This is a genomic window from Sulfuriferula plumbiphila (assembly GCF_009938015.1).
GTDB lineage: Bacteria > Pseudomonadota > Gammaproteobacteria > Burkholderiales > Sulfuriferulaceae > Sulfuriferula > Sulfuriferula plumbiphila.
Window position 1 is genome coordinate 14,951 of sequence record NZ_AP021884.1, and the last position, 20,257, is coordinate 35,207.

24 protein-coding genes are annotated in these 20,257 nt (G+C 59.6%); 13 read left to right on the forward strand and 11 right to left on the reverse strand.

Annotated features, from left to right (window positions below; translation table 11 throughout):
• The first annotated feature begins 97 nt into the window (after positions 1–97).
• The 3 genes from GZH91_RS00070 (at position 98) to GZH91_RS17905 (ending at position 2,693) form a co-directional block, all read left to right on the forward strand.
• A complete protein-coding gene (locus tag GZH91_RS00070; RefSeq protein WP_147069560.1) occupies positions 98–1,930 on the forward strand; it encodes a tetratricopeptide repeat protein in 1,833 nt (610 codons plus the stop codon).
• 212 nt (positions 1,931–2,142) lie between these two features.
• Positions 2,143–2,382, forward strand: a complete 240-nt coding sequence (locus GZH91_RS17900) for a hypothetical protein (RefSeq protein ID WP_232522198.1) — start codon at positions 2,143–2,145, stop codon at positions 2,380–2,382.
• On the forward strand, positions 2,337–2,693 hold the full coding sequence (locus GZH91_RS17905; RefSeq protein WP_223264430.1) for an EamA family transporter: 357 nt from the start codon (positions 2,337–2,339) through the stop codon (positions 2,691–2,693). The genes GZH91_RS17900 and GZH91_RS17905 overlap by 46 nt, the downstream gene beginning before the upstream one ends.
• A gap of 13 nt (positions 2,694–2,706) precedes the next feature.
• Here the strand turns inward: GZH91_RS17905 and GZH91_RS00080 are convergent, their stop codons facing one another.
• Together GZH91_RS00080 and GZH91_RS00085 are read right to left on the reverse strand one after the other, a co-directional pair.
• Positions 2,707–3,246 carry a response regulator transcription factor gene (locus tag GZH91_RS00080; RefSeq protein WP_147069562.1) on the reverse strand — a complete coding sequence of 180 codons (540 nt, stop codon included), beginning with the start codon at positions 3,244–3,246 and terminating at the stop codon, positions 2,707–2,709.
• Entirely contained in the window at positions 3,243–4,514 is a 1,272-nt protein-coding gene (locus GZH91_RS00085) for an ATP-binding protein (protein WP_223264431.1), read from the reverse strand. The genes GZH91_RS00080 and GZH91_RS00085 overlap by 4 nt, the downstream gene beginning before the upstream one ends.
• A gap of 106 nt (positions 4,515–4,620) precedes the next feature.
• On the opposite strand from GZH91_RS00085, the gene GZH91_RS00090 reads away from it, so the two are divergent.
• Both GZH91_RS00090 and GZH91_RS00095 read left to right on the forward strand, forming a co-directional pair.
• Positions 4,621–5,577, forward strand: coding sequence for a hypothetical protein (locus GZH91_RS00090; RefSeq protein WP_223264432.1), 957 nt, complete (start codon positions 4,621–4,623; stop codon positions 5,575–5,577).
• A 53-nt stretch (positions 5,578–5,630) separates the two neighbouring features.
• Positions 5,631–6,071: a copper chaperone PCu(A)C gene (locus GZH91_RS00095; RefSeq protein WP_147069563.1), complete on the forward strand. Its 441-nt coding sequence runs from the start codon at positions 5,631–5,633 to the stop codon at positions 6,069–6,071.
• A 3-nt stretch (positions 6,072–6,074) separates the two neighbouring features.
• Here the strand turns inward: GZH91_RS00095 and mtgA are convergent, their stop codons facing one another.
• Genes mtgA through GZH91_RS00110 form a run of 3 tightly spaced genes read right to left on the reverse strand, consistent with a single transcriptional unit; the run spans position 6,075 to position 8,085 of the window.
• Entirely contained in the window at positions 6,075–6,767 is a 693-nt protein-coding gene (gene mtgA, locus GZH91_RS00100; RefSeq protein ID WP_198415346.1) for a monofunctional biosynthetic peptidoglycan transglycosylase, read from the reverse strand.
• Complete coding sequence (gene aroE, locus GZH91_RS00105; protein WP_147069564.1) at positions 6,764–7,582, reverse strand: shikimate dehydrogenase; 819 nt, start codon at positions 7,580–7,582, stop codon at positions 6,764–6,766. Before aroE ends, mtgA begins: the two co-directional genes overlap by 4 nt.
• Positions 7,583–7,632: 50 nt before the next feature.
• Complete coding sequence (locus tag GZH91_RS00110; protein ID WP_147069566.1) at positions 7,633–8,085, reverse strand: rhodanese-like domain-containing protein; 453 nt, start codon at positions 8,083–8,085, stop codon at positions 7,633–7,635.
• 371 nt (positions 8,086–8,456) lie between these two features.
• Here GZH91_RS00110 and glnA point away from each other — a divergent pair, with 371 nt between their 5' ends.
• The 4 genes from glnA (at position 8,457) to ntrC (ending at position 13,015) form a co-directional block, all read left to right on the forward strand.
• Positions 8,457–9,866 (forward strand): glutamate--ammonia ligase, encoded by a 1,410-nt coding sequence (gene glnA, locus GZH91_RS00115; RefSeq protein ID WP_147069568.1) that lies wholly within the window; start codon positions 8,457–8,459, stop codon positions 9,864–9,866.
• 137 nt (positions 9,867–10,003) lie between these two features.
• A complete protein-coding gene (locus GZH91_RS00120) occupies positions 10,004–10,453 on the forward strand; it encodes a DUF4124 domain-containing protein (RefSeq protein WP_147069570.1) in 450 nt (149 codons plus the stop codon).
• Positions 10,454–10,534: 81 nt separating this feature from the next.
• Positions 10,535–11,602, forward strand: coding sequence for a nitrogen regulation protein NR(II) (glnL, locus tag GZH91_RS00125; protein WP_147069571.1), 1,068 nt, complete (start codon positions 10,535–10,537; stop codon positions 11,600–11,602).
• 6 nt (positions 11,603–11,608) lie between these two features.
• Positions 11,609–13,015 carry a nitrogen regulation protein NR(I) gene (ntrC, locus tag GZH91_RS00130; RefSeq protein WP_147069906.1) on the forward strand — a complete coding sequence of 469 codons (1,407 nt, stop codon included), beginning with the start codon at positions 11,609–11,611 and terminating at the stop codon, positions 13,013–13,015.
• Positions 13,016–13,072: 57 nt separating this feature from the next.
• Here ntrC and GZH91_RS00135 read toward each other — a convergent pair whose 3' ends face one another.
• A complete protein-coding gene (locus GZH91_RS00135) occupies positions 13,073–13,750 on the reverse strand; it encodes a Crp/Fnr family transcriptional regulator (protein ID WP_147069574.1) in 678 nt (225 codons plus the stop codon).
• Positions 13,751–13,827: 77 nt separating this feature from the next.
• On the opposite strand from GZH91_RS00135, the gene GZH91_RS00140 reads away from it, so the two are divergent.
• Genes GZH91_RS00140 through GZH91_RS00155 form a run of 4 tightly spaced genes read left to right on the forward strand, consistent with a single transcriptional unit; the run spans position 13,828 to position 15,909 of the window.
• A complete protein-coding gene (locus tag GZH91_RS00140; RefSeq protein WP_147069576.1) occupies positions 13,828–14,223 on the forward strand; it encodes a heme-copper oxidase family protein in 396 nt (131 codons plus the stop codon).
• 3 nt (positions 14,224–14,226) lie between these two features.
• Complete coding sequence (locus GZH91_RS00145; protein WP_147069578.1) at positions 14,227–14,673, forward strand: glycine cleavage system protein H; 447 nt, start codon at positions 14,227–14,229, stop codon at positions 14,671–14,673.
• A gap of 8 nt (positions 14,674–14,681) precedes the next feature.
• Positions 14,682–15,389, forward strand: coding sequence for a thioredoxin family protein (locus tag GZH91_RS00150; RefSeq protein WP_147069579.1), 708 nt, complete (start codon positions 14,682–14,684; stop codon positions 15,387–15,389).
• Between the two features lie 16 nt (positions 15,390–15,405).
• Positions 15,406–15,909, forward strand: coding sequence for a hemerythrin domain-containing protein (locus tag GZH91_RS00155; RefSeq protein ID WP_198415347.1), 504 nt, complete (start codon positions 15,406–15,408; stop codon positions 15,907–15,909).
• Between the two features lie 6 nt (positions 15,910–15,915).
• Here GZH91_RS00155 and xth read toward each other — a convergent pair whose 3' ends face one another.
• The 5 genes from xth to GZH91_RS00180 all read right to left on the reverse strand — a co-directional run bounded on the left by xth (position 15,916) and on the right by GZH91_RS00180 (position 20,247).
• Positions 15,916–16,683: an exodeoxyribonuclease III gene (gene xth, locus GZH91_RS00160; protein WP_147069584.1), complete on the reverse strand. Its 768-nt coding sequence runs from the start codon at positions 16,681–16,683 to the stop codon at positions 15,916–15,918.
• A gap of 194 nt (positions 16,684–16,877) precedes the next feature.
• Positions 16,878–17,243: a hypothetical protein gene (locus GZH91_RS00165; RefSeq protein ID WP_147069586.1), complete on the reverse strand. Its 366-nt coding sequence runs from the start codon at positions 17,241–17,243 to the stop codon at positions 16,878–16,880.
• 28 nt (positions 17,244–17,271) lie between these two features.
• Positions 17,272–18,237, reverse strand: coding sequence for a CbbX protein (cbbX, locus tag GZH91_RS00170; protein ID WP_147069588.1), 966 nt, complete (start codon positions 18,235–18,237; stop codon positions 17,272–17,274).
• 79 nt (positions 18,238–18,316) lie between these two features.
• Positions 18,317–18,751 carry a ribulose bisphosphate carboxylase small subunit gene (locus GZH91_RS00175; protein WP_147069590.1) on the reverse strand — a complete coding sequence of 145 codons (435 nt, stop codon included), beginning with the start codon at positions 18,749–18,751 and terminating at the stop codon, positions 18,317–18,319.
• A gap of 20 nt (positions 18,752–18,771) precedes the next feature.
• Positions 18,772–20,247 carry a ribulose-bisphosphate carboxylase large subunit gene (locus tag GZH91_RS00180; protein ID WP_147069591.1) on the reverse strand — a complete coding sequence of 492 codons (1,476 nt, stop codon included), beginning with the start codon at positions 20,245–20,247 and terminating at the stop codon, positions 18,772–18,774.
• Positions 20,248–20,257: the final 10 nt, after the last annotated feature.

Sequence of the window (20,257 nt, forward strand, 5' to 3'; positions counted from 1 at the left end):
TATAAATCAACGATATGGCATCATAAAAAGCGCCGTTCAACATATGCGGTACATCTCGGTAGAATGCTCAAACAACCCATAAACTCAGGAGACCAGCATGGCCACCCGCGATACCCTTACTGCTAAAGAGGCATCCTGCAACAGCCCGGAGGACTGGGCAGCCCTGGCGCACGAGGCGCTGGCCGAGCCGGTCGATGCCGAATACGCGAAGAAGCTGGTGGATGATATCGCTGGTGATTGCCAGTTCACCAAAGACCTGGTGGCGGTTGCCACGGTGTACAAGGCGCTGGGAGATGATGTGCAAGCGGCCGAACTGATGCAGCAGGCCGAGGATTATTGCATGAGCGGCGAGGAGCAAATCGCCTTGGCTGAAGGCAAGTTCAAGGTGCTGGGCGACAAGGCGGGGGCTATTGCCGCTTACGAACAGGCGCTGAAAGAGACTGCCAACGTTGCGCCGCTGCTGGAATTGTCGAAAACCGTGCTGAAGGTCATCGGCGACAAAGACTTCGCCAAGAAAATCTACGCCAAGGCAGAGGCCAAGGCGGAAACCGTCGCTGCCCGTGCCGCCGAATATGTCAAACTGGGTCAAGCGGCCGCCGCCGACCTGCGCGATCCGGCGTTTGTCGCCGAATTGTACGAGCGTGCCGCGGCCAAGCTCAGCGCGCCCGCAGATCTGCTGTTGCTGGCCAATTCCATGAACGACCCGATACGCGCCAGGCCGCTCTACACCAAGGTACTGGAAGGCAGCAACGACGTACAAAGTCTCGCCAAGCTGCTGGAAGCCGCACAGGCCGCCAATGACACCAGTTTCGTCAAACTCATCCTGGAAAAAATGGCCGGGCTGGCCACTACCACGCCGGATCTGCTCTCGCTCACTGATGGCTTCATGACATTGGGTGACGCTGCCAACGCCAGCAAGACGCTGGATGCCGCTGAAGACAAGGTCACCAGTGCGGATGAAATGCAGAAGGTGGTGGACGCCACTGCCCGCCATTTTCCCGAAGATACGGCACGCCTGGAACGTGGCAGGCAAAAGCTGGAAAAACGCATCGCCAACCAGGCGCGCTACGTCGAATTCCAGACCCTGGAAAACGCCTTGTCCAGCGTCAAGGCCACGCTGCACCTCGCTGATCGGGTGGCGGTCGAATTGGCCGATCCGTTCTATGCCGCAAAACTGCTCGACCGCGCAGAAAAAATGCTGGCGGAGGAGCCATTCCAGTTCAGCCGTACCCAGCCGCTGATTGTAGCGGTGGACAAGCACACCGACGACACCGCCTGGCTGGCGCGTCTGCTTGACGAATCGGCCGCCAAGACTACCGATTTCATCTGGTTCAAGGAAGTCGTTCACACCGCTGCGCATCTGCCGCGTCACGCCGAGCTTGGCCGCGAAAAGGCGCGCACCTATCTGAAAGACTGGGAAGCCAGACTCAAGGGCGGCAATGCCGGTGTGTATGACTACACCAAGCTGGCGCAAGCCGTGATCGCCGATCTCGGCGATGCGACCTGGGGTAATGCGTTGCTAAACGAGGCCAGATCCTGCGCCAAGGATCACTATGCCCTCGCCCATATCGGCCAGCTCACCGCCCAGGCGGGTGATGCCGCCGGCGCTGAAGCGCTCTACCTGGAGGCCGCCGCGGTGTGTGCTTCCGGAGAGGCCTGTCAGCAGCTGCTCGATCGCCTCAAATCCTACGAACTTCCCGAAGCCCAATTGCGCAAGATTTATGAAACCTGCGGTAGCGCCCTCACCTCCCCTGCCGACAAGCTGCGCTGGGTAGAGGGGATCACTGAAAGCTTCCGTGACCGTGCGTGGGCCGCGCAGGCCTACGGCGAAATGGAGGGGCAATTCACCGGCGCAGACAAAGCGCGTTTCCATCAATCACGCATGAGCCGGGTGGGGGATGAGTTTTATCCTTACCGACACGCAGCATAAATTGACACCTCCGGCGCGCGCAGCTAAATTTGCCAGGCATGACAACATCACTTCAATGCTGCGCTGCACAATGCGCACCTCAACGGCTGTGGCTGTGGAAACGGTCCACCGCTGCGGTCGCTTTCTATTGATTTAACTCAGAAAACAATCGCGGGTCTTGCTGCGATTGTTGTGCCCGCCCATTGACCCGCATCTTCATCGAAAGGGTCTTTGTGGCAAATTCATTGAAGCATGAAGCGATCCAGCGCCATGCAGTAACGGGCGCGCTGTTCGCGCTGCTGGCACTGGGGCTGACCGGTTACTACCTCGCCAGCTATCTGGATTTCCTTGGCCTGCAATACATCTCGGCGCGACTGGAGCGGCTGATCCTGTTCCTCTATCCGACCATGGTCGTGGTATTGACCGCATGGTTGTACCGGCAGGCATCAAACCGCGCGAAAAGCTCGCGTTGATATTGAGTTATGCCGGTATCGCGCTGGTTTTCGTACATGATGTGGGAATGCGCGAAAACGGCGTATGGACCGGTGCGTTGCTGGTATTTGGCAGCGCGTTGGCCTACGCGATCTACCTGATCGGCGCGAATCACAGTATTGCACGCATCGGCGCCGGCACAACAGCGCTGATTGGCGCAATAGGGCCGGTGTCCACGATTTATCTGGCCTGGGTGTTTCTTGGCGAGGGCGTCTCTCTCACCCAGATTACCGGATCGATGCTGGTGCTGGCAGGCGTACTGGCAATCAGCATCAAGCGCGGCGGCCGTTGAGACGAGGCTGCGTTTACTGGCGTACCGGGCGCTTCGCCAGCTTGCGCTGCAGCGTGCGCCGGTGCATGTTGAGTGCACGCGCGGTGGCGGAGATATTGTTGTCATTTTCACTGAGCACGCGCTGGATGTGTTCCCATTCCATGCGTTCCACCGATGGCGGGCGGGGGGGTAATTCCACATTGGTATCGCCGCCGCCACGCTGCAGGGCCATTATGATTTCGTCGACTTCTGCGGGTTTGGCGAGGTAGTGGGTGGCGCCGAGCTTGATTGCCTCGATGGCGGTGGCAATGCTGGCATAGCCGGTGAGCATGACGATGCGGGTGTGCTCGTCCAGCTGCTTCAGGCGCGCCACCAGTTGCAAGCCGGTTGCGCCTGGCATTTTCAGGTCCACCACGGCGTATTCGGGCGGGTTTTGTTCGGCCAATAGCAGCGCCGCCGCAACATTGGCCGCGCTGCTGACTTTATAACCACGCCGAGTCAACGCCCGCGTCAATACTTCGCGAAAAGTGGCATCGTCGTCGACCAGCAACAGGCTGGGGCAATCTGCGGTCATGGCGTGCGCGTCTCGTGCACGGGCAGGCATACTACGATGTGCGCGCCGCCGCCTTCGCGCGGCAGCATGCGCACACTGCCGCCCAGACGCTCGATGGTGGCGTTGGCCAGGAACAGGCCCAGCCCGAACCCGCCCTGTTCAAGTTTGGTGGTAAAAAATACTTCGCCGGCACGGGCTGCTGCCTCATGGTTAAAGCCTTGTCCGCGGTCGAGGATATCGAGTGTTAATGCCCGGCTGTCCCAGCGCGCTTCCAGCGCTACCTCAAAGGGGGCGGCGTCTGCGGCGTTGTTGAACAGGCTGAGCAGTGCCTGGCCAAGCGTTGCCTCAGCCAGGATGCGCGGTGCCGGGCGCGCGCCTTCCCAACAAGTTTGCAGGCCAATCGTGGGGCGCATCAGTTGCCATTGCGCCACCAGTTCATCGAGATAAACGTCTACTGCCAGCCAGCGCGCGTCTTCGGCACGCCCCGTCCCGCCTGTGGCCGTGAGCCGAGTGAGAATCACCTTGCAGGCCGCGACCTGGTTGCGCAGGATGTGCAGGCTGGCGGCCAATGCCGGGTTGGCGCCGTGTTCGTATTGCAGCTCGCCGGCAACCACTGCCATGGTGGCCAGCGGGGTGGACAACTCGTGTGCGGCGCCCGCCGCCAGGCTGCCCAGCGCCACGATCTGTTCGTTGCGCAAGCCGGTCTCGCGTGCCTCGGCCAGCTCACGCTCACGGCTGCGGATCGAAGCGGCCATGCGGCCAATGAAGAAGGTGATCAATACCGCGCTGGCAATGAAATTGAGCCACATGCCCGCCACATGCAATGCAAACGCCGCAGCGCCGTGCGGCATGTCCAGGGACAGATAGAAAAACATCAGAAAGCTGTATGCGGCCACGCAAATCGCGGTCAGCGCCCAGGCATATAGCGCAGGCAAGGTAATTGCCGCGATGATGATGGGCAGCAGGTACAGCGAAACAAACGGATTGGTCGAGCCGCCGCTGTAGAACAGCAGCACGGTCAGCGCCGTCACATCCACCAGCAGTTGCCCGAAAAACTCCATGGCGGTGACCGGCCAGGGCTGCGCCAGGCGCACCCAGGTCGCCAGGTTGAGCAGCGCAAGCAGCCCTACTACCACAAGCATTGGCAGTAGCGGAAGCCGGATGTCGAGACCAAAGTTGACGCCGGTTATCGCCAGCGCCTGCCCCGCAATGGCATACAGGCGCAGCACAAACAGGCGGCGCAACATGCCGGCGACGGGAACGGTGCGAAAACGGTTGGTAAACATCATGGCGTGTCATTGTACGCTGCAGCGATACGTGCATCGCTGCGACAATTAGTCGCATTCCATGGCGCAGGACATGGCGGGACAATCCCTTCCACAACGGGAGAAAACCATGCGGAAAAAAACCAATGTCTTGATGCTGTCCGTGGCGCTGGCGTCATGCAGCGAAATGGCCAATGCCAGCTGCGGTGCTGCATTCTGTACGCTCAATAGCGACTGGGGAATCCAGGGAGCGTGGGAACACAGCGGAACGCGGCTCGACCTGCGCTACGAATGGGTACGCCAGGGCCAGCTGCGTTCGGGTACCGCAAAAGCCGCGGCGGCGGGCATTGCGGATACGCATGACGAAGTCAAAACCCTCAACCGCAATACCATCGCCACCCTGGATCACAGCCTGGATTCGAACTGGGGTATTGCGCTGCGCTTGCCGGTTGTCGCGCGCAAGCATGAGCATATCCACAACGACCCGATCAATGGCGCGCAGCCAGAGACCTGGAAATTTTCCGCGCTGGGCGATGTGCAGCTGCTCGGGTTGTACCGTTTTGATCCCGGCCACACGTCGCCGGCCAGCGCCGGATTGCGCTTTGGCGTGAAACTGCCGACCGGCAGCATTGCACAACGCAATGCCGGCGGCGAACTGGCGGAGCGCAGCCTGCAGCCCGGCAGTGGCAGCACCGACGTCGTGGCGGGTGCATTTTATGGCGCACCCGGCGCACCAGGCGGCAACTGGTTTAGCCAGATTCAGTGGCAACATGCAGTCGCGATCCGCGACAATTACCGGCCGGGCGATACGGTGAGCCTGGATGCCGGTTATGCGCAGGCGCTGACGACTCGCCTGCAAGGCTTGCTCCAGCTTAACCTGCGCTGGAAAGATCGGGATAGTGGCAGCAACGCGGAGCCTGCTGATTCAGGTGGCGAGTACGCGCACATCAGCCCGGGGCTGGCATTTGCTGTAAGCAAGGACACGCGCCTATATGGTTTTGTGCAGCTACCGCTGTATCAGTCGGTGCGCGGCACCCAGCTCACCGCCGACTGGACGGCTGCGGCAGGGGTGAACGTGCGCTTCTAAACCCCGCTGTGGCGCGTTACCATTGGACGAAATCAATTCAAGGAGTATTAGAGATGGGTCGATTTGGGATGCTGGCGTTGGCGTTTATTGCGCAGACTGCAATGGCTGCAGACGTGAAAGTGGAGAATGTCTGGATGCGTGCCACCGTACCAGGCCAACAGGTGGCGGGCGCTTACATGGACATTACCAGCCCGGTAAATGCCAGGCTGGTTGGCGTTCAGAGTGCGGCAGCCGGCAGCATGGAAATACACTTCATGCGGATCCATCATGGCGTGATGGAAATGCGTGAGGTCAAAGCATTGCCGCTGCCCAGGGGCAAGACAGTGAAACTCGCGCCAGGTGGTTTTCACCTGATGCTGTTTGATCTCAAACGGCCGTTCAAAACCGGCGAGACGGTGCCGATCAAGCTTACCATCGAAACAGCGGACAAAAAGCGTGAAACCATGGACGTCACCGCCCAGGTGCGCGACCTGAATGGCCAGATGATGCATTGAGGCTCAGCGCGGTACCGCCGCCGAACCCATGCGCGCCTGGATGATGGCTGCGCGGTGCAACAGGCCGCGTGCGTTGCGGTGGGTGTCGTAGTAGCGTGGATTGGGCACCATTGCGGCAAGTTTGGCGGCCTGTGCCGATGTCAGCGCTGCTGCCGAGCTGCGATAATAATAATGTGCCGCTGCCTGTGCACCGAATACGCCATTGCCCCATTCGATTACATTCATGTAGATCTCCAGAATGCGGCGTTTGTGCATCATTTTTTCCAGCATCACCGTGATGATCGCTTCCTCGATCTTGCGCCACGGTGTGCGGTTGCCCGACAGAAACAAATTCTTGGCGAGTTGCTGGCTGATGGTGGATCCGCCTGCGACGATCCTGCCTTGTTTCAGGTTTTTTTCCGCGGCGAGCTGGATGCCCTCCCAGTCAAAGCCATCATGGCTGAGAAAACGCGCATCTTCTGCCGCGATGAGTGCACGCTTGAGGTTGCCGGAGATTCGTGCGTACGGTACCCATTTGTGGCGCAGTTCGGCGTCGGGGTTGTTCTGCTGCAGGATGTCCAGGCGTTCATCCATGAACGCGCTGTTGGCCGGGTTGTGATCCACCCACCACCATATATGGGCGAAAATCCACAGCTGATAGCACAGCCCCAGCGCCAGCAGCGCGAGCAGACCGCGCCGTATCCATTTTCCCATCATGCGTGTTGGCGCAGCATCGCAATCACCGACGCGGTCGCCGGGCGCAGCTTGCGCCAAACATAAAACGCTTCTGCTGCCTGCTCGACCAGCATCCCCAGCCCATCCGCGCACCGCCCTGCGCCGTGACTGCGGGCATGCGCGAGAAATGGCGTTTCGCCTGTGCCGTACATCATGTCGTAGGCCAGGCTGTTCTGTGCGTAGAGATTGGCTGGCAACGGCACCTGCTCGCCCGTCAGGCTGGCCGAGGTGGCATTGATAACCAGGTCAAACTGCAACCCGGCCAGGGCCGCATAATCGCACGCCTCCACTACTCCGTAGGGGGAAAATTGATGTTGCAGCAGCACCGCTTTGCCCACACTGCGGTTGGCAATGACCAGTAGCGCCGGGTGCTCAGCCAGGAGCGGCAAGACTACGCCACGCGCCGCGCCACCCGCACCCATGATCAGTATGCGTTTGCGGGCAATGCCAAAACCGAGATTGCGCGTGATGTCGGCCACCAGTCCGGCGCCATCCGTGTTGTCGCCCTCAATACGCACGTCGGTAAATTTCAGGGTGTTGACTGCACCCGCGAGTCGCGCGCGTTCGGAGAGCCAGTCCGCCAACGCAAAGGCCTGTTCCTTGAATGGCACGGTCACGTTTACCCCGGCACCTCCCGCACGGCGGAATGCATTTACCGCGGCAGTGAACCCGTCCAGTGGCGCGAGTAGACGCTCATAGACCATATCCTGCCCTGTTTCACGGGCAAAAGCAGCGTGAATCTGCGGCGATTTTGAATGCCCGATCGGGTTGCCGATAACGGCATAAAGGTGGGACATGGCGGCTCACTGAATAAAAAACTGCGCCGATTTTAGCGGATAATGGCGGGCTAGCGATGCTTCCATGGCAAGTCGGCGGCTTTCCAGCCACAGCCCTGGCCCCGTCTGCCGTCCGCGCTTTTGTTGCCTTCGAAGCCCTCCAGCACATTGTAGACTTCGGTATAGCCCGCGTTGTGGGCAACCACGGCTGCCTGGTGCGAACGTCCGCCGCTGCGGCAGATGAACATGACCAGCGCCTCCACATCCACTTGCTGTTTGAGTTGCTGCACGAAGTAGGGGTTAAGCACCCAGCCCGGATAGGCTTGCCACTCCAGCTGCACGGTACCGGGAATTTCGCCGACCAGATCCCATTCCGCGTGCGAGCGCACGTCCACCAGGCGGGTACCGGGGGCATGGCACCAGATGAAATGTGCCTCGGTGGGGGTGAGCGCACCTGCATAGGGCAACCCGGCCAGCTTGCCGCGTTGTTGGGCGCGTTCGAGAATGGCGCTGATGGTGGGCATGGCCGCTTCCTTGCTGTGTGTTGTAAAATCCTGATTTCAGTATAGCCAGAATCGTGTTGAGGAGGCATATACGCGAGCAGATCCATATAGGCACCAATATGAGGCATTTTTGTGCCAATGCGCCCCAAAATAGGGCGCGTTTTTTGTTTCTGAGATGAAAGCGCTTGTGGCACAATTGTCGGTCTTGGGAGGCCGTTCACCCAGCTGTCTGTCCGGCACTTGGTAATATCAGCATACATAAGCCGCGCCTGCTGCAAAAACCAGGGTACGGGGTGCGCGTTTTTTTGCTGGCATGTTTTCTGCTGCAACAGTGCCCCAGCGGGAAAGTGCATCCATTTTTTATGCAAACGCAACTCAATGAGGAGATTTAAATGGCGGTAGCCGACGTAATGAAATTGGTCAAGGAAAACGATGTGAAGTTCGTTGACTTTCGTTTTACCGATACCCGTGGCAAAGAGCAGCATGTAACCGTGCCAGTGAAACAGCTCAACGAAGAAAAGTTCACCGACGGCCACGCCTTTGACGGTTCCTCCATCGCCGGCTGGAAAGGTATCCAGGCCTCCGACATGATCCTGATGCCGGATCCAGACAGCGCCCGCATGGACCCGTTCATGGACGAATCAACACTGCTCCTGACCTGCGACGTGATTGAGCCGAGTGACATGAAAGGCTATGACCGTGACCCGCGTTCCATCGCCAAGCGCGGCGAGGCCTACCTCAAATCCACGGGTATTGGTGACGCTGCCTATTTTGGCCCTGAACCCGAATTCTTCGTTTTCGATTCGGTGACCTGGCATACCGACATGTCCGGCACGTCAGTCAGAATCAATTCCGAAGAGGCTGCCTGGAGCTCTGCCGAAAAGTACGAAGGCGGCAACATGGGCCACCGCCCCGGCGTGAAGGGCGGCTACTTCCCGGTCCCCCCCGTGGACAGCCTGCAGGACATCCGTTCCGCCATGTGCCTGGCGCTCGAGGACATGGGCGTGCCGGTGGAAGTGCACCACCACGAAGTCGCCACTGCCGGCCAGTGCGAAATCGGCACGCTGTTCAGCACTCTGACCAAGCGCGCTGACTGGACCCAGACCCTTAAATACGTGGTGCAAAATGTCGCCCACGCCTATGGCAAAACCGCGACCTTCATGCCCAAGCCCATCGTGGGCGACAACGGTTCAGGCATGCACGTGCACCAGTCCATCTGGAAAGATGGCAAAAACCTGTTCGCGGGCAATGGTTATGCCGGCCTCTCCGAGACCGCGCTGTATTACATCGGCGGCATCATCAAACACGCCAGGGCGCTGAATGCCATCACCAACCCCGGCACCAACTCCTACAAGCGCCTGGTGCCCGGTTTCGAAGCCCCGGTGATGCTGGCCTACTCCGCCAAAAACCGTTCCGCCTCGATTCGCATTCCTTACGTGGCCAGCGATAAAGCGCGTCGCATCGAAGTGCGTTTCCCGGATCCGACCGCGAACCCCTATCTTGCTTTCACGGCGATGATGATGGCCGGCCTGGATGGCATCCAGAACAAGATCCACCCCGGCGATGCGATGGACAAGAACCTGTACGATCTGCCGCCGGAAGAAGAAGCCAAGATTCCGAAAGTGTGCCACTCGCTGGAAATGGCGCTGGAGCACCTGGACCAGGACCGCGAGTTCCTGACGCGTGGCGGCGTGTTCTCCAATGAGATGATTGATGCCTACATCGAGCTGAAAATGGAAGAGGTTACCCGCTTCCGCATGACCACCCACCCGGTGGAATTCGAAATGTACTACTCTTTGTAATCAAGGGTATCGCAGCGCAGAAAGGGCGGGATTTTCCCGCCCTTTTTTTGTGCATGGATTGTTCATGGCCCGCGTTTGCCATAAACTCTCCGCTGTTCCGGCCGTTATAGCGTGTATTGTCTTTACCCATTCTGGATATGAAAGCAGCCCTGCTCATCATCGGCCTTATCGTCTGCCTACCCGTCCACGCAGAAATTTATAAATACGTGGATGAATCCGGACAAGTCACCTACACCAACCTGCCCAAGCGCGGCGCCAAGCGACTTAATCTGGGCCCAGTTGCAACCCCCGCCGCACCTGCGCGCAAAAAAGAAGTAGGCGCGCCGGCCAATTTCCCGCGCGTGGATGGCAGTACCCAGCGCAAGCGCGATGATTTGCGGCGTAGCGTATTGCAGGACGAACTGCGCACTGAAGAGCGCAATCTGGCAGAAGCGACGGCGGCGCAAAAAGCGGGTGAAGTCCTGCGCAGCGGGGAACAGCCAGGCAGTGCAAGCTGGCGTGCGCGCAACGACAAACTGCGCGATATCGTCAAGCTTCACGAAGACAACATCCGTGCCCTGAAAAAAGAGTTGGCCAGCATTAAATAATTCCATTCTGTATTTCTGGCGCGGTACTTGCTAAACCTGCTGGATGCGTTCACTCAAATTACCAAAACCCAGCCCCTCACGATGCAAGTTATAGACAGCCAGTTGATGGGTCTGGAACTCCTGGCCACCGCGGTGCTGGCGCTGGATGCGGCACGCGAGGTATGCTATCTGAACCCCGCCGCCGAAAATCTGCTGGGCCTTTCCGCCAGCCAGGCCGCAGGCATGCCGCTGGATGCGCTGTTCAACTCCCCGACCCAATTACACGCAGCGCTCGATTATGCGCTCTCGCACAATGCCAGTTTTACCGAGCACGAACTTGTCCTGGAAGTGAACGCCAACCGCCTGCAGGTGAGCTGCACGGTAACCCCGCTGGAAAGTGCACCGGTGGCATTCATGCTTGAGTTCCACCCCATGGATCAACAACTCAAAATCGCCCGCGACGAGCGCATGCTGTTGCAACAGCAGGCCAACCGCGAACTGATCCGCAACCTCGCGCATGAGATCAAAAACCCGCTGGGCGGCATCCGTGGTGCGGCGCAGTTGCTGGAGCACGAGCTGCCCAAAGAAACGCGCGAATATACCCAGGTCATCATCCAGGAGTCCGACCGCCTGCAATCGTTGATGGATCGGCTGCTTACGCCACACCGCTTGCCGCAAATCAGTGCAGTAAACATTCTTGAAGTGCTGGAGCGGGTACGTAGCGTGGTGCTGGCGGAAACCCCGCGCGGGCTCACTATCCGTCGCGACTATGACACCAGCATCCCTGACATTACCGGAGACCGTGAACAGCTTATCCAGGCCACCCTCAATATCGTGCGCAATGCAGTTCAGGCGCTGCACGGCGAGGGCGAAATCGTGCTGCGTACGCGGATTGCACGGCAGGTGACATTGACCATGAAGCGCCACCCGCTGGCGGTGCAAATCCAGATTATTGACAACGGTCCGGGCATCCCGGAATCGGTACGCGACCGGATTTTTTATCCGCTGGTGTCGGCACGCGAAGGCGGCAGTGGTCTTGGCCTGACCCTGGCGCAGACGTTTGTGCACCAGCATCAGGGCACCATCGAGGCGGACAGCCGCCCCGGGCATACCTGCTTTACCCTGCTGTTGCCGCTGGGACAAAACGGCAGCAAGGCTAACGGACTATAAATCATGATGAAACCTGTCTGGATTATCGACGACGACCGCTCCATTCGCTGGGTGTTTGAAAAAGCCCTGAAGCGCGAGGGTATTCCGTTTATGAGCTTCTCCTCGGTGCAGGAGGTCGAAGCCGCACTGGAAAAGGACACCCCGCAGGTGGTGGTGAGCGACATCCGTATGCCGGGCGCTTCCGGCCTGGATTTGCTGCAACGGCTCAAAGGACGCTATCCGCGCCTTCCCGTCATCATCATGACCGCCTATTCGGACCTGGAATCTGCCGTCGCCGCGTTTCAGGGTGGTGCGTTCGAATACCTGCCCAAGCCATTCGATGTGGATCATGCCATCGAGCTGATCCGCCGCGCCATTGACGAGAGCCTGCGCGAAGACGAAGCTGCTGCGCCAAGCGAGGCGGTGCCGGAAATCCTCGGTCAGGCGCCCGCCATGCAAGAGGTATTCCGTGCCATTGGCCGGCTTTCGCAATCGCATACCACGGTGCTTATCACCGGCGAATCCGGCAGCGGCAAGGAGCTGGTCGCGTCGGCCCTGCACCGCCACAGCCCACGTGCAGCCAAGCCCTTCATTGCGCTGAATACGGCGGCTATCCCCAGGGATTTGCTGGAGTCCGAATTGTTCGGCCACGAGCGTGGTGCCTTTACCGGCGCACAGGCCCAGCGTCGTGGCCGGTTTGAGCAGGCCGACGGGGGCACCCTGTTCCTGGACGAAATCGGCGACATGCCGCCCGAGCTGCAAACCCGCCTGCTGCGGGTGCTGGCGGATGGGCAGTTTTATCGCGTGGGCGGCCACCAGCCGATCAAGGTGAATGTGCGGGTGATTGCCGCCACCCATCAGGACCTGGAAACACGGGTGAAAGAAGGCCTGTTCCGTGAAGACCTTTACCATCGTCTGAATGTGATTCGCTTACGTTTGCCTGCGTTACGTGAACGAGGCGAGGATATTCCCATTCTGACGCGGCATTTTTTGCAGAAGACGGCACGCGAACAGGGCGTGGAACCTAAAAAGCTCTCCGATGCGGCACTCAAATATCTTGGTCAGCTGGCGTGGAGCGGCAACGTGCGCCAACTGGAAAACGTCTGCCACTGGCTCACCGTGATGGCGCCCGGGCAAAATATTGATGTAGCCGATTTGCCGCCCGAGCTGCTGGGTGCAGGCAGCCTTGCGCCTACCGGCGGCAACTGGGCGCAGTCGCTGGCACGCGAGGCGGATGCCGCACTGGGCCGGGGCGAAGTGGGGATTATCGATGGACTCACCCAGGAATTTGAAAAAACGCTCATCACGGTTGCGCTCAAGCACACCGGTGGCCGGCGCATAGAGGCCGCCAATCTGTTGGGTCTGGGACGCAACACCCTGACGCGAAAGATTCAGGAACTGGGCCTGGAAAGCAAAGACGCACCTGCAGAATAAGCAGCGGCAAAGCGCTGCATGCCAGATACCCCTGAAGCAGGGATTCATGCAGGTATTTCAGGAAATACGACCCAGCGCGTCGGGCTTGAGCACGACGACGGTTTCAGCGCTGACCTGGATCAAGCCGTCGTCACGCAGCTTGGACAGGATGCGCGACAGCGTCTCCGGCTGGATACCCAGCAGCGAGGCAATCGTCTGTTTGGTCGCCGGCAGGCGCACAATGCGGGTGCCGGCGGTTTTTTGCGCGGGCTGGGCAAGCAGGTATTGGGCAAAGCGTTGCACGCCGGTTTGCAGGGCGAGACGATCAATTTCCGTAACCAGGCCATGCACGCGCCGACTCATTGCAGCCAGCAGGGCCAGGCATAAATCCGTATTGCCGCGCAGCAGTCCCAGGAAAAAATCGGCGTCGAAGGCAATCAGTCGCGTTGGCTCCAGCGCGGCTGCATGGACCGGGTAGCGCCCGCCCATGAACATCACCGCCTCGGCGAACAGCTGCTCGCGCCCGATCAGTTCCATGACGTGTTCCTGCCCATCTTCCGCAAGCAGAAACAGCTTCATCGTCCCCGTCTTGACCAGATAAAACCGGTTGCCCGGATCATTTTTTGCGAACAGCGGTGCGCCGGCGTCCAGCTCGCGCCAGCACGCACGCTCCGCGATTTGTGCAAGCAGCGCCCGATCCAGATCGCGGAACAGGTAGGCGAGGCGGAAATCCTTGATGTCGGGTGGAGCTGGCATGGGCGTTTGATCTAGATCAAGGTGTTAACAAAACAAACCGGCTAGGCTGGTGCCTCAGGTGTCACTGGAGGCCCGCCATGCACAAGCGCAATCGCTGGTTTGTTACCATTGCTCTCGTTTACGGCCTGCTAGGGGGACTGGTCGCGCTTGTCCACTTGAGCGCCCCAGGCCTGATTCCCGGTAACGTGGCGCGCATGCACGGCCATATCATGCTGCTCGGCTTCATCCTGATGATGATCTATGGCGTGGCCTTGCACGTGCTGCCGCGCTTTTCCGGCAATGCGCTGCATTCCGAGCGCATGGCGAACTGGCAGCTCTATCTCGCCAACGCCGGATTGCCGCTCATGATAGCCGGTTGGCTGACCCTGCTCAATTGGCTGGTGCTGTTGGGCGGCGCGATCGCTTATTCCGCCATTGTACTGTTCGGCGTCAATATGCTGTTCACCGTCAAGCCCCATGGACCATGGAGATAAATCATGTCCGAACACCGCGGCTGCGAACTGCCGGAAGACCTCTACTACGATCTGGATTACGTCTGGGTGCGGCCGGAAGAAGACGGCACCTGCACCATCGGCCTCACCGACCCGGCGCAGACCATGTCGGGCAAGGTCCAGTATGTATGGATCAAGGACGCCGGCACCCATCGAGAATGGAAAAAACCGATGGCACGGCTGGAGTCGGGCAAGTGGGCGGGCGGCATCCCGGCGCCCTTCCCCGGCGTGATCGTGGCGCGCAACGAGACGGTACTGGCCAACCCCAACCTGATCAATATCGATCCCTACCACGACGCCTGGCTGGTGCGCATGAAGCCGGACGACCCGGCCATGGCGCTGGCCCATCTCACCACCGGCAGCACCGCACAGGAAGCGCTCAAGGCATGGATAGAGCGCTATGGCGTGCAGTGCATGCGCTGCCAGGATTAGGAACAAACATGAAAGTCGAATTGCTGGTTTCGGAATGGTGCGCCTCCTGCCATCAGTCGGAAAAAATCTGGCGCGAGGTGGCCGAAGAAAAGGATATCGAATTCGCGGTGCTGGATATGGGCCAGCCCGAGGGGCGCGCCCTGGTGAGCCGGCTGCGCCTGAAGACCATCCCGGCGCTGGTGATCGACGGTGAATTGAAGGGCATCGGTGTGCAAACCTTTGCCGAAGCGCGTGCCTGGGTGGCTGGCGCATCCGCCAGGCAGAAGGCCGGCATGCAGCATGCCGGCCTCGCGCTGTCGCCGGATAACCGCCTGTTCATTCTGGGCGCCATGGTCTACCTGATGCTGGGCGGGCTGGGGCTGGTCATTAACGGTGCGCTGCTGTCCGGCCCGGCACGCCCGGTGGCGCTGCATCTCGTCACGGTGGGTTTCATGCTGATGCTGGTGTATGGCCTGGGCGCGCACATGCTGCCGCGGTTTACCGGCAACCCTATCCTGATGGGCGTGTGGCCGTGGATACAGATGGGTCTGGTGCATGCCGGGTTGCTGGCTTACAGCGCCGGTTTCCTGGTGGGGGTCTATCCTGTGGTCATCGCCGGCGGCGCGCTGATATGGCTGTCGCTGCTGGTGTTTACCGTGCGCATCTGGCCGGTGCTATGGCCCAAGCCGCGCAACAACGGCATGGCCATCCAGGTGCATATTCAACCGGGGGCGTAGCCAGGCCATGCAGCTTATGCCCAAACCAGCGCCAGGATTCGATGATCCGCTCGGCCTGCTGCGCGCCTGCCATGAACGCATCCTCGGCCATTGCGATACCCTGGAGCGGCTGGTGTCGCATCTGCGACGGCACGGTGCCGACCAGGATGCGCAGCTGGCAGCGGCGCGCATTCTGCGCTATTTCCAGGTCGGGGCACCGCTGCATCACGAAGATGAAGAGCGCGATCTGTTTCCGGCACTGCGCGCCCATTCGGGTTTTCCGGCCTTCCAGCGCGCAGTGCTGGAAAACCTGGTGGTCCAGCACCGCGAACTGGATACGCTATGGGTTCAGCTGGAGGCCGCCTTGCAAGCCATTTCCAGAGGCGCGCCAGCCGACCTCCCCGTGCAGCCATTCGTGGCGCTGACACGCGCGCATATCGCCGTGGAAGAGCAGGAAATCTTTCCGCTTGCCGAACGTTATCTGGATGCAGCGGCGCTGGGTGTTCTGGGCCGCGTCATGCAGGCGCGCCGGCAAATATAGCGGCTGCTATCTGGCCAGCTCCGCCACTACCGGCGCATGGTCGGAGGGACGTTCCAGGCGGCGTATGTCCTTGTCCACAACGCACGCGGTGCAGGTGGATGCCAAGGCGTCGGAGAGCAGGATGTGGTCAATGCGCAGCCCCCTGTTGCGGCGGAACGCGGCCATGCGGTAATCCCACCAGCTGAAGGTCTGTTCCGGCTGTTCGAACAGGCGAAAGCTGTCTTGCAATCCCAGTGCCAGCAAGCCGCGCCACGCTGCCCGCTCCGCTTCGGATACCAGTACCGAGCCCGCCCACGCTGCCGGGTCGTGCACGTCGCGGTCATCGGGAGCGATGTTGTAATCGCCCAGCACGACCAGTTTCGGGTAGCGCGCAAGCTCGTCCCCGAGCAGCTTGGTAAGTGCCTGCAGCCAGGCCAGCTTGTACAGATATTTGTCCGAATCCACACTCTGGCCGTTGGGCACATAGACACAGATCACCCGAATGCCATCCACCGTGGCGGCGAGCACGCGTTGTTGCAGGTCATCAAAGCCAGCCATGCCCGCCGCCACGTCAAGCAGCGGTTGCCTGCTGAGAATGGCTACGCCATTGTAGGTTTTTTGTCCTGCATAAACGACTTGATACCCGGCGGCGGCGATTTCGGTGCACGGAAATTTGCCGTCCTCCAGCTTGGTTTCCTGCAGGCACACCACATCGGGCTGGCGCACGGCCAGCCAATCGAGCAATTGCGGCAGGCGAACCTTGAGGGAGTTGACGTTCCAGGTGGCTATTTTCATATGTATACGTCGAAAACTTTTATCCATGCGGCACAGGCCGCTACGGATTCTATCATGTGCGACGGGCGTAATAATTGGCAGCCAAAGGCGGCATGATCGGGATGGATGCCCTCGCTGCCGATGACTTTGACCGACGCGCGGCAGTGTTCCGCCGCCAGGCCATGTGGATTCCGTGCTCTGTGGTGACCGGTCTTTCATGTTGCGCCGGGTTGCGCCAATTGCTGTTCGACCGTTTGCCGTAAATCATCCAGCGCTGCCCCCATGATGAGACCGGCGCAGTTATGGTATAGCCACAGTTCACAAGCGACGGGCTGGTGCAGGTTATCACGCGCGTGAACCTGGAATTCTCGCCACGCCAGCACCGCCTGCCCGTCAGCCAGGCTATCGATGCACAGCCAGATATCGTCGTGCAGGATGACTTCCAGACCGCGATGTTGCACCAGCGCTATGCGCAAGGGGTTTCCCAGGCGCAGCAATGCGAGCCGCACCCGGTTATAACAGGCCGCCTCAATCTGCTTGGGAAATATGCGTAGCGGCAGCGTTTCGTGCGGCGCGTCCATGCGGCTTATGGCGCCATGATGCGCGGGCCTATTTTTGCACCGCCGTATCGGCACCGGGTTCGCTGTCGGGTTGGCCGTCCACAAACACCCGGCTGGCCAAAATATCTTCTGCCTCAAGGGTCATCAGATCGATTTTGGTGAGCGTTTTCTTGCCGCAAGCGAAGAGGCGATTAGCTTGACGTAGCCGTGCGCGGTCAAGCGCATTGCGTACCGAACGCGCATTGGCGAAGTGCTCTAGTTTCATGCGCAGCTTGAGGTATTCGGAAAAAGCCTGTTCCGCCGCTGGGCTGAAGCGATAGTTCTGCGCCGCCAGCATGAGTTTGGCGATGGCGAGCAATTCTTGCGCGCTGTAATCGGGGAAGTCGATATGGTGCGCGATGCGCGAGCGCATGCCGGGATTGCTGGAGAAGAACCTGTCCATGCGGTCTTTGTAGCCGGCCAGAATCACCACCAGGTCGTCACGGTTGTTTTCCATGACCTGGAGCAAGATCTCGATGGATTCCGCGCCATAGTCGCGCTCGTTTTCCGGCTTGTAGAGATAATAGGCTTCGTCGATGAACAACACGCCGCCCATGGCTTTTTTGATGACTTCTTTGGTTTTGGGCGCGGTGTGGCCGATGTATTGTCCGACCAGGTCATCGCGGGTCACGGAAATCAGATGGCCTTCGCGCACATAGCCCAGGCGATGCAAAATCTCGGCCATACGCATGGCCACAGTGGTCTTGCCGGTACCGGGGTTGCCGGTGAAGTTCATGTGCAGGGTGGGGGTTTCGGAGGTCAGTGCAAACTGCTTGCGCAGCCTGTCCACCAATAACAGCGCCGCGATTTCGCGAATGCGCGTCTTGACCGGCTTCAACCCGATCAGCTCGCGGTCGAGCTTATCGAGCACTTCTTGAACATTTGAGGCCTGAAATTCGGCCTCAAGATCGACCTGCGCATCATCTGCCAGTACGGTAGAGCGTTGCGCGCTGTCAGGATTATTCGTATCGCTCATAACAACGGTTCCGGTAGCCACAAGGGTGAAAAACGGTGACGCGTGTTACATCACACTCGTCACCGTGACGGCTGCGTGTTTAATAACGCTCGCCTTCCGCTTTGTCCGTGGCATAGGAATGCACGGTGTAGTGGATGGTGCGGCCGGGCCCTTCTTGCCGTACCACACCAAAGCCCGGTTCTTTCTTCGGACGATTGACGATGTAAGACATGGCTGGGCTTTCCACGCCGCGTGTGGAGTCAAAAGCCATCACGCGGATGTAATGGTCGGGGAAAGTCTTGCGGCAGTTGTTGACCTCCATCAGGATCCCGGCGGGATCTTTCAAATCAAACATCGGCATGCCGAACATTTCCCAATAGGTGTTGCGCGGATGCGGGTCATCGGTGTACTCGACGCTCAGCGCCCAACCTTTTTTCAACGCGTATTTGATTTGCGCAGTGATCTGTTGGTCGGTGAGATCGGGCAGGAATGAAAACTGCCCTTGCGTGATCCGATTGCCAGGATTGGTCATCATGGTGGTTTCTCCTTAAATGATTAAACGCTGGCCGTGGTGGACGGCACAAAGTCGGGGGTATCGGTGGACTCGTAGTTGAAGCTGATGTCCTTCCAGGTATCCAGTGCGGCTTTCAGCGGGGAACACCACTTGGCAGCCGCCTCCAGAATCTGCGGGCCTTCCTTGAGATAATCGCGGCCTTCGTTACGCGCCATGATCATCGCTTCCAGGGCCACGCGATTAGCCACCGCGCCTGCCTGGATGCCTTGCGGATGGCCGATGGTGCCGCCGCCGAATTGCAGGATCACGTCTTCGCCCAGGTAGTGAATCAACTGGTGCATCTGACCGGCATGGATGCCGCCCGATGCCACCGGCATGACTTTGTTGAGCGAGGCCCAGTCCTGATCGAAGAACAGACCGGTCTCCAGGTTTTGCGGCGTGTGGGTTTCGCGCAGCGTGTCGTAAAAGCCCTTGATCATCAGCGGGTCGCCTTCAAGCTTGCCGACCACGGTACCGGCGTGGATGTGGTCCACCCCCGCCATGCGCATCCACTTGCAGATCACGCGGAAGTTCATGCCGTGATTTTTCTGGCGCGAATAGGTCGAGTTACCGGCGCGGTGCAGGTGCAGGATCATGTCGTTCCTGCGTGCCCATTTGGCCATGGACTGGATCGCGGTATAGCCGATCACCAGGTCGATCATGATGATGATCGAACCCAGCTCTTTGGCGAATTCAGCGCGCTCGTACATTTCTTCCATGGTGCCTGCGGTCACGTTGAGATAATGGCCCTTGACTTCGCCGGTTGCGGCGGAAGCCTTGTTGACCGCTTCCATGCAATACAGGAACCGATCGCGCCAGTGCATGAAGGCCTGCGAGTTGATGTTCTCGTCATCCTTCATGAAGTCGAGACCGCCTTTGAGCCCTTCGTACACCACGCGTCCATAGTTGCGGCCAGACAGACCCAGCTTGGGTTTGGTGGTGGCGCCCAGCAGCGGGCGGCCAAACTTGTCCATACGCTCACGCTCAACCACGATGCCGGTAGCCGGACCCTGGAAGGTCTTCAGGTATGCCACGGGGATGCGCATGTCTTCCAGGCGCAAGGCTTTAACGGCCTTGAAGCCAAACACGTTACCGATAATGGACGCCGTCAGGTTAGCGATGGAGCCGCCCTCGAACAAATCCAGGTCATAAGCGATATAGGCAAAAAACTGGGCCTCGGTTTTGGTGCCTGCACCGGTATTCGGCACCGGGTCCACGCGGTAAGCCTTGGCGCGATACAGCTCGCATGCGGTCAAACGGTCAGTCCATACCACCGTCCAGGTTGCAGTAGAGGATTCGCCAGCCACGGCAGCAGCGGCTTCTTCCGGGTCCACGCCTTCTTGCGGCGTAATACGGAACAATGCCACCACATCGGTCTCTTTGACTTGGTAGTCGGGCTCCCAATAGCCCATCTTCTTATAGGGCAGTACGCCAGCTTTGTAGCGGTCTTTACCTTCTTTGATCGTTTCAGATGTCATGGTCTTCTCC

What these genes read in the sequence shown, in the direction of transcription:
- GZH91_RS00070 (WP_147069560.1), top strand. Translation starts at nt 98, where the DNA reads ATGGCCACCCGCGATACCCTTACTGCTAAAGAGGCATCCTGCAACAGC.
- GZH91_RS17905 (WP_223264430.1), top strand. Translation starts at nt 2,337, where the DNA reads ATGGTTGTACCGGCAGGCATCAAACCGCGCGAAAAGCTCGCGTTGATA.
- GZH91_RS00080 (WP_147069562.1), bottom strand. Translation starts at nt 3,246, where the DNA reads ATGACCGCAGATTGCCCCAGCCTGTTGCTGGTCGACGACGATGCCACT.
- GZH91_RS00085 (WP_223264431.1), bottom strand. Translation starts at nt 4,514, where the DNA reads ATGATGTTTACCAACCGTTTTCGCACCGTTCCCGTCGCCGGCATGTTG.
- GZH91_RS00090 (WP_223264432.1), top strand. Translation starts at nt 4,621, where the DNA reads ATGCGGAAAAAAACCAATGTCTTGATGCTGTCCGTGGCGCTGGCGTCA.
- GZH91_RS00095 (WP_147069563.1), top strand. Translation starts at nt 5,631, where the DNA reads ATGGGTCGATTTGGGATGCTGGCGTTGGCGTTTATTGCGCAGACTGCA.
- mtgA (WP_198415346.1), bottom strand. Translation starts at nt 6,767, where the DNA reads ATGATGGGAAAATGGATACGGCGCGGTCTGCTCGCGCTGCTGGCGCTG.
- aroE (WP_147069564.1), bottom strand. Translation starts at nt 7,582, where the DNA reads ATGTCCCACCTTTATGCCGTTATCGGCAACCCGATCGGGCATTCAAAA.
- GZH91_RS00110 (WP_147069566.1), bottom strand. Translation starts at nt 8,085, where the DNA reads ATGCCCACCATCAGCGCCATTCTCGAACGCGCCCAACAACGCGGCAAG.
- glnA (WP_147069568.1), top strand. Translation starts at nt 8,457, where the DNA reads ATGGCGGTAGCCGACGTAATGAAATTGGTCAAGGAAAACGATGTGAAG.
- GZH91_RS00120 (WP_147069570.1), top strand. Translation starts at nt 10,004, where the DNA reads ATGAAAGCAGCCCTGCTCATCATCGGCCTTATCGTCTGCCTACCCGTC.
- glnL (WP_147069571.1), top strand. Translation starts at nt 10,535, where the DNA reads ATGCAAGTTATAGACAGCCAGTTGATGGGTCTGGAACTCCTGGCCACC.
- ntrC (WP_147069906.1), top strand. Translation starts at nt 11,609, where the DNA reads ATGAAACCTGTCTGGATTATCGACGACGACCGCTCCATTCGCTGGGTG.
- GZH91_RS00135 (WP_147069574.1), bottom strand. Translation starts at nt 13,750, where the DNA reads ATGCCAGCTCCACCCGACATCAAGGATTTCCGCCTCGCCTACCTGTTC.
- GZH91_RS00140 (WP_147069576.1), top strand. Translation starts at nt 13,828, where the DNA reads ATGCACAAGCGCAATCGCTGGTTTGTTACCATTGCTCTCGTTTACGGC.
- GZH91_RS00145 (WP_147069578.1), top strand. Translation starts at nt 14,227, where the DNA reads ATGTCCGAACACCGCGGCTGCGAACTGCCGGAAGACCTCTACTACGAT.
- GZH91_RS00150 (WP_147069579.1), top strand. Translation starts at nt 14,682, where the DNA reads ATGAAAGTCGAATTGCTGGTTTCGGAATGGTGCGCCTCCTGCCATCAG.
- GZH91_RS00155 (WP_198415347.1), top strand. Translation starts at nt 15,406, where the DNA reads ATGCCCAAACCAGCGCCAGGATTCGATGATCCGCTCGGCCTGCTGCGC.
- xth (WP_147069584.1), bottom strand. Translation starts at nt 16,683, where the DNA reads ATGAAAATAGCCACCTGGAACGTCAACTCCCTCAAGGTTCGCCTGCCG.
- GZH91_RS00165 (WP_147069586.1), bottom strand. Translation starts at nt 17,243, where the DNA reads ATGGACGCGCCGCACGAAACGCTGCCGCTACGCATATTTCCCAAGCAG.
- cbbX (WP_147069588.1), bottom strand. Translation starts at nt 18,237, where the DNA reads ATGAGCGATACGAATAATCCTGACAGCGCGCAACGCTCTACCGTACTG.
- GZH91_RS00175 (WP_147069590.1), bottom strand. Translation starts at nt 18,751, where the DNA reads ATGATGACCAATCCTGGCAATCGGATCACGCAAGGGCAGTTTTCATTC.
- GZH91_RS00180 (WP_147069591.1), bottom strand. Translation starts at nt 20,247, where the DNA reads ATGACATCTGAAACGATCAAAGAAGGTAAAGACCGCTACAAAGCTGGC.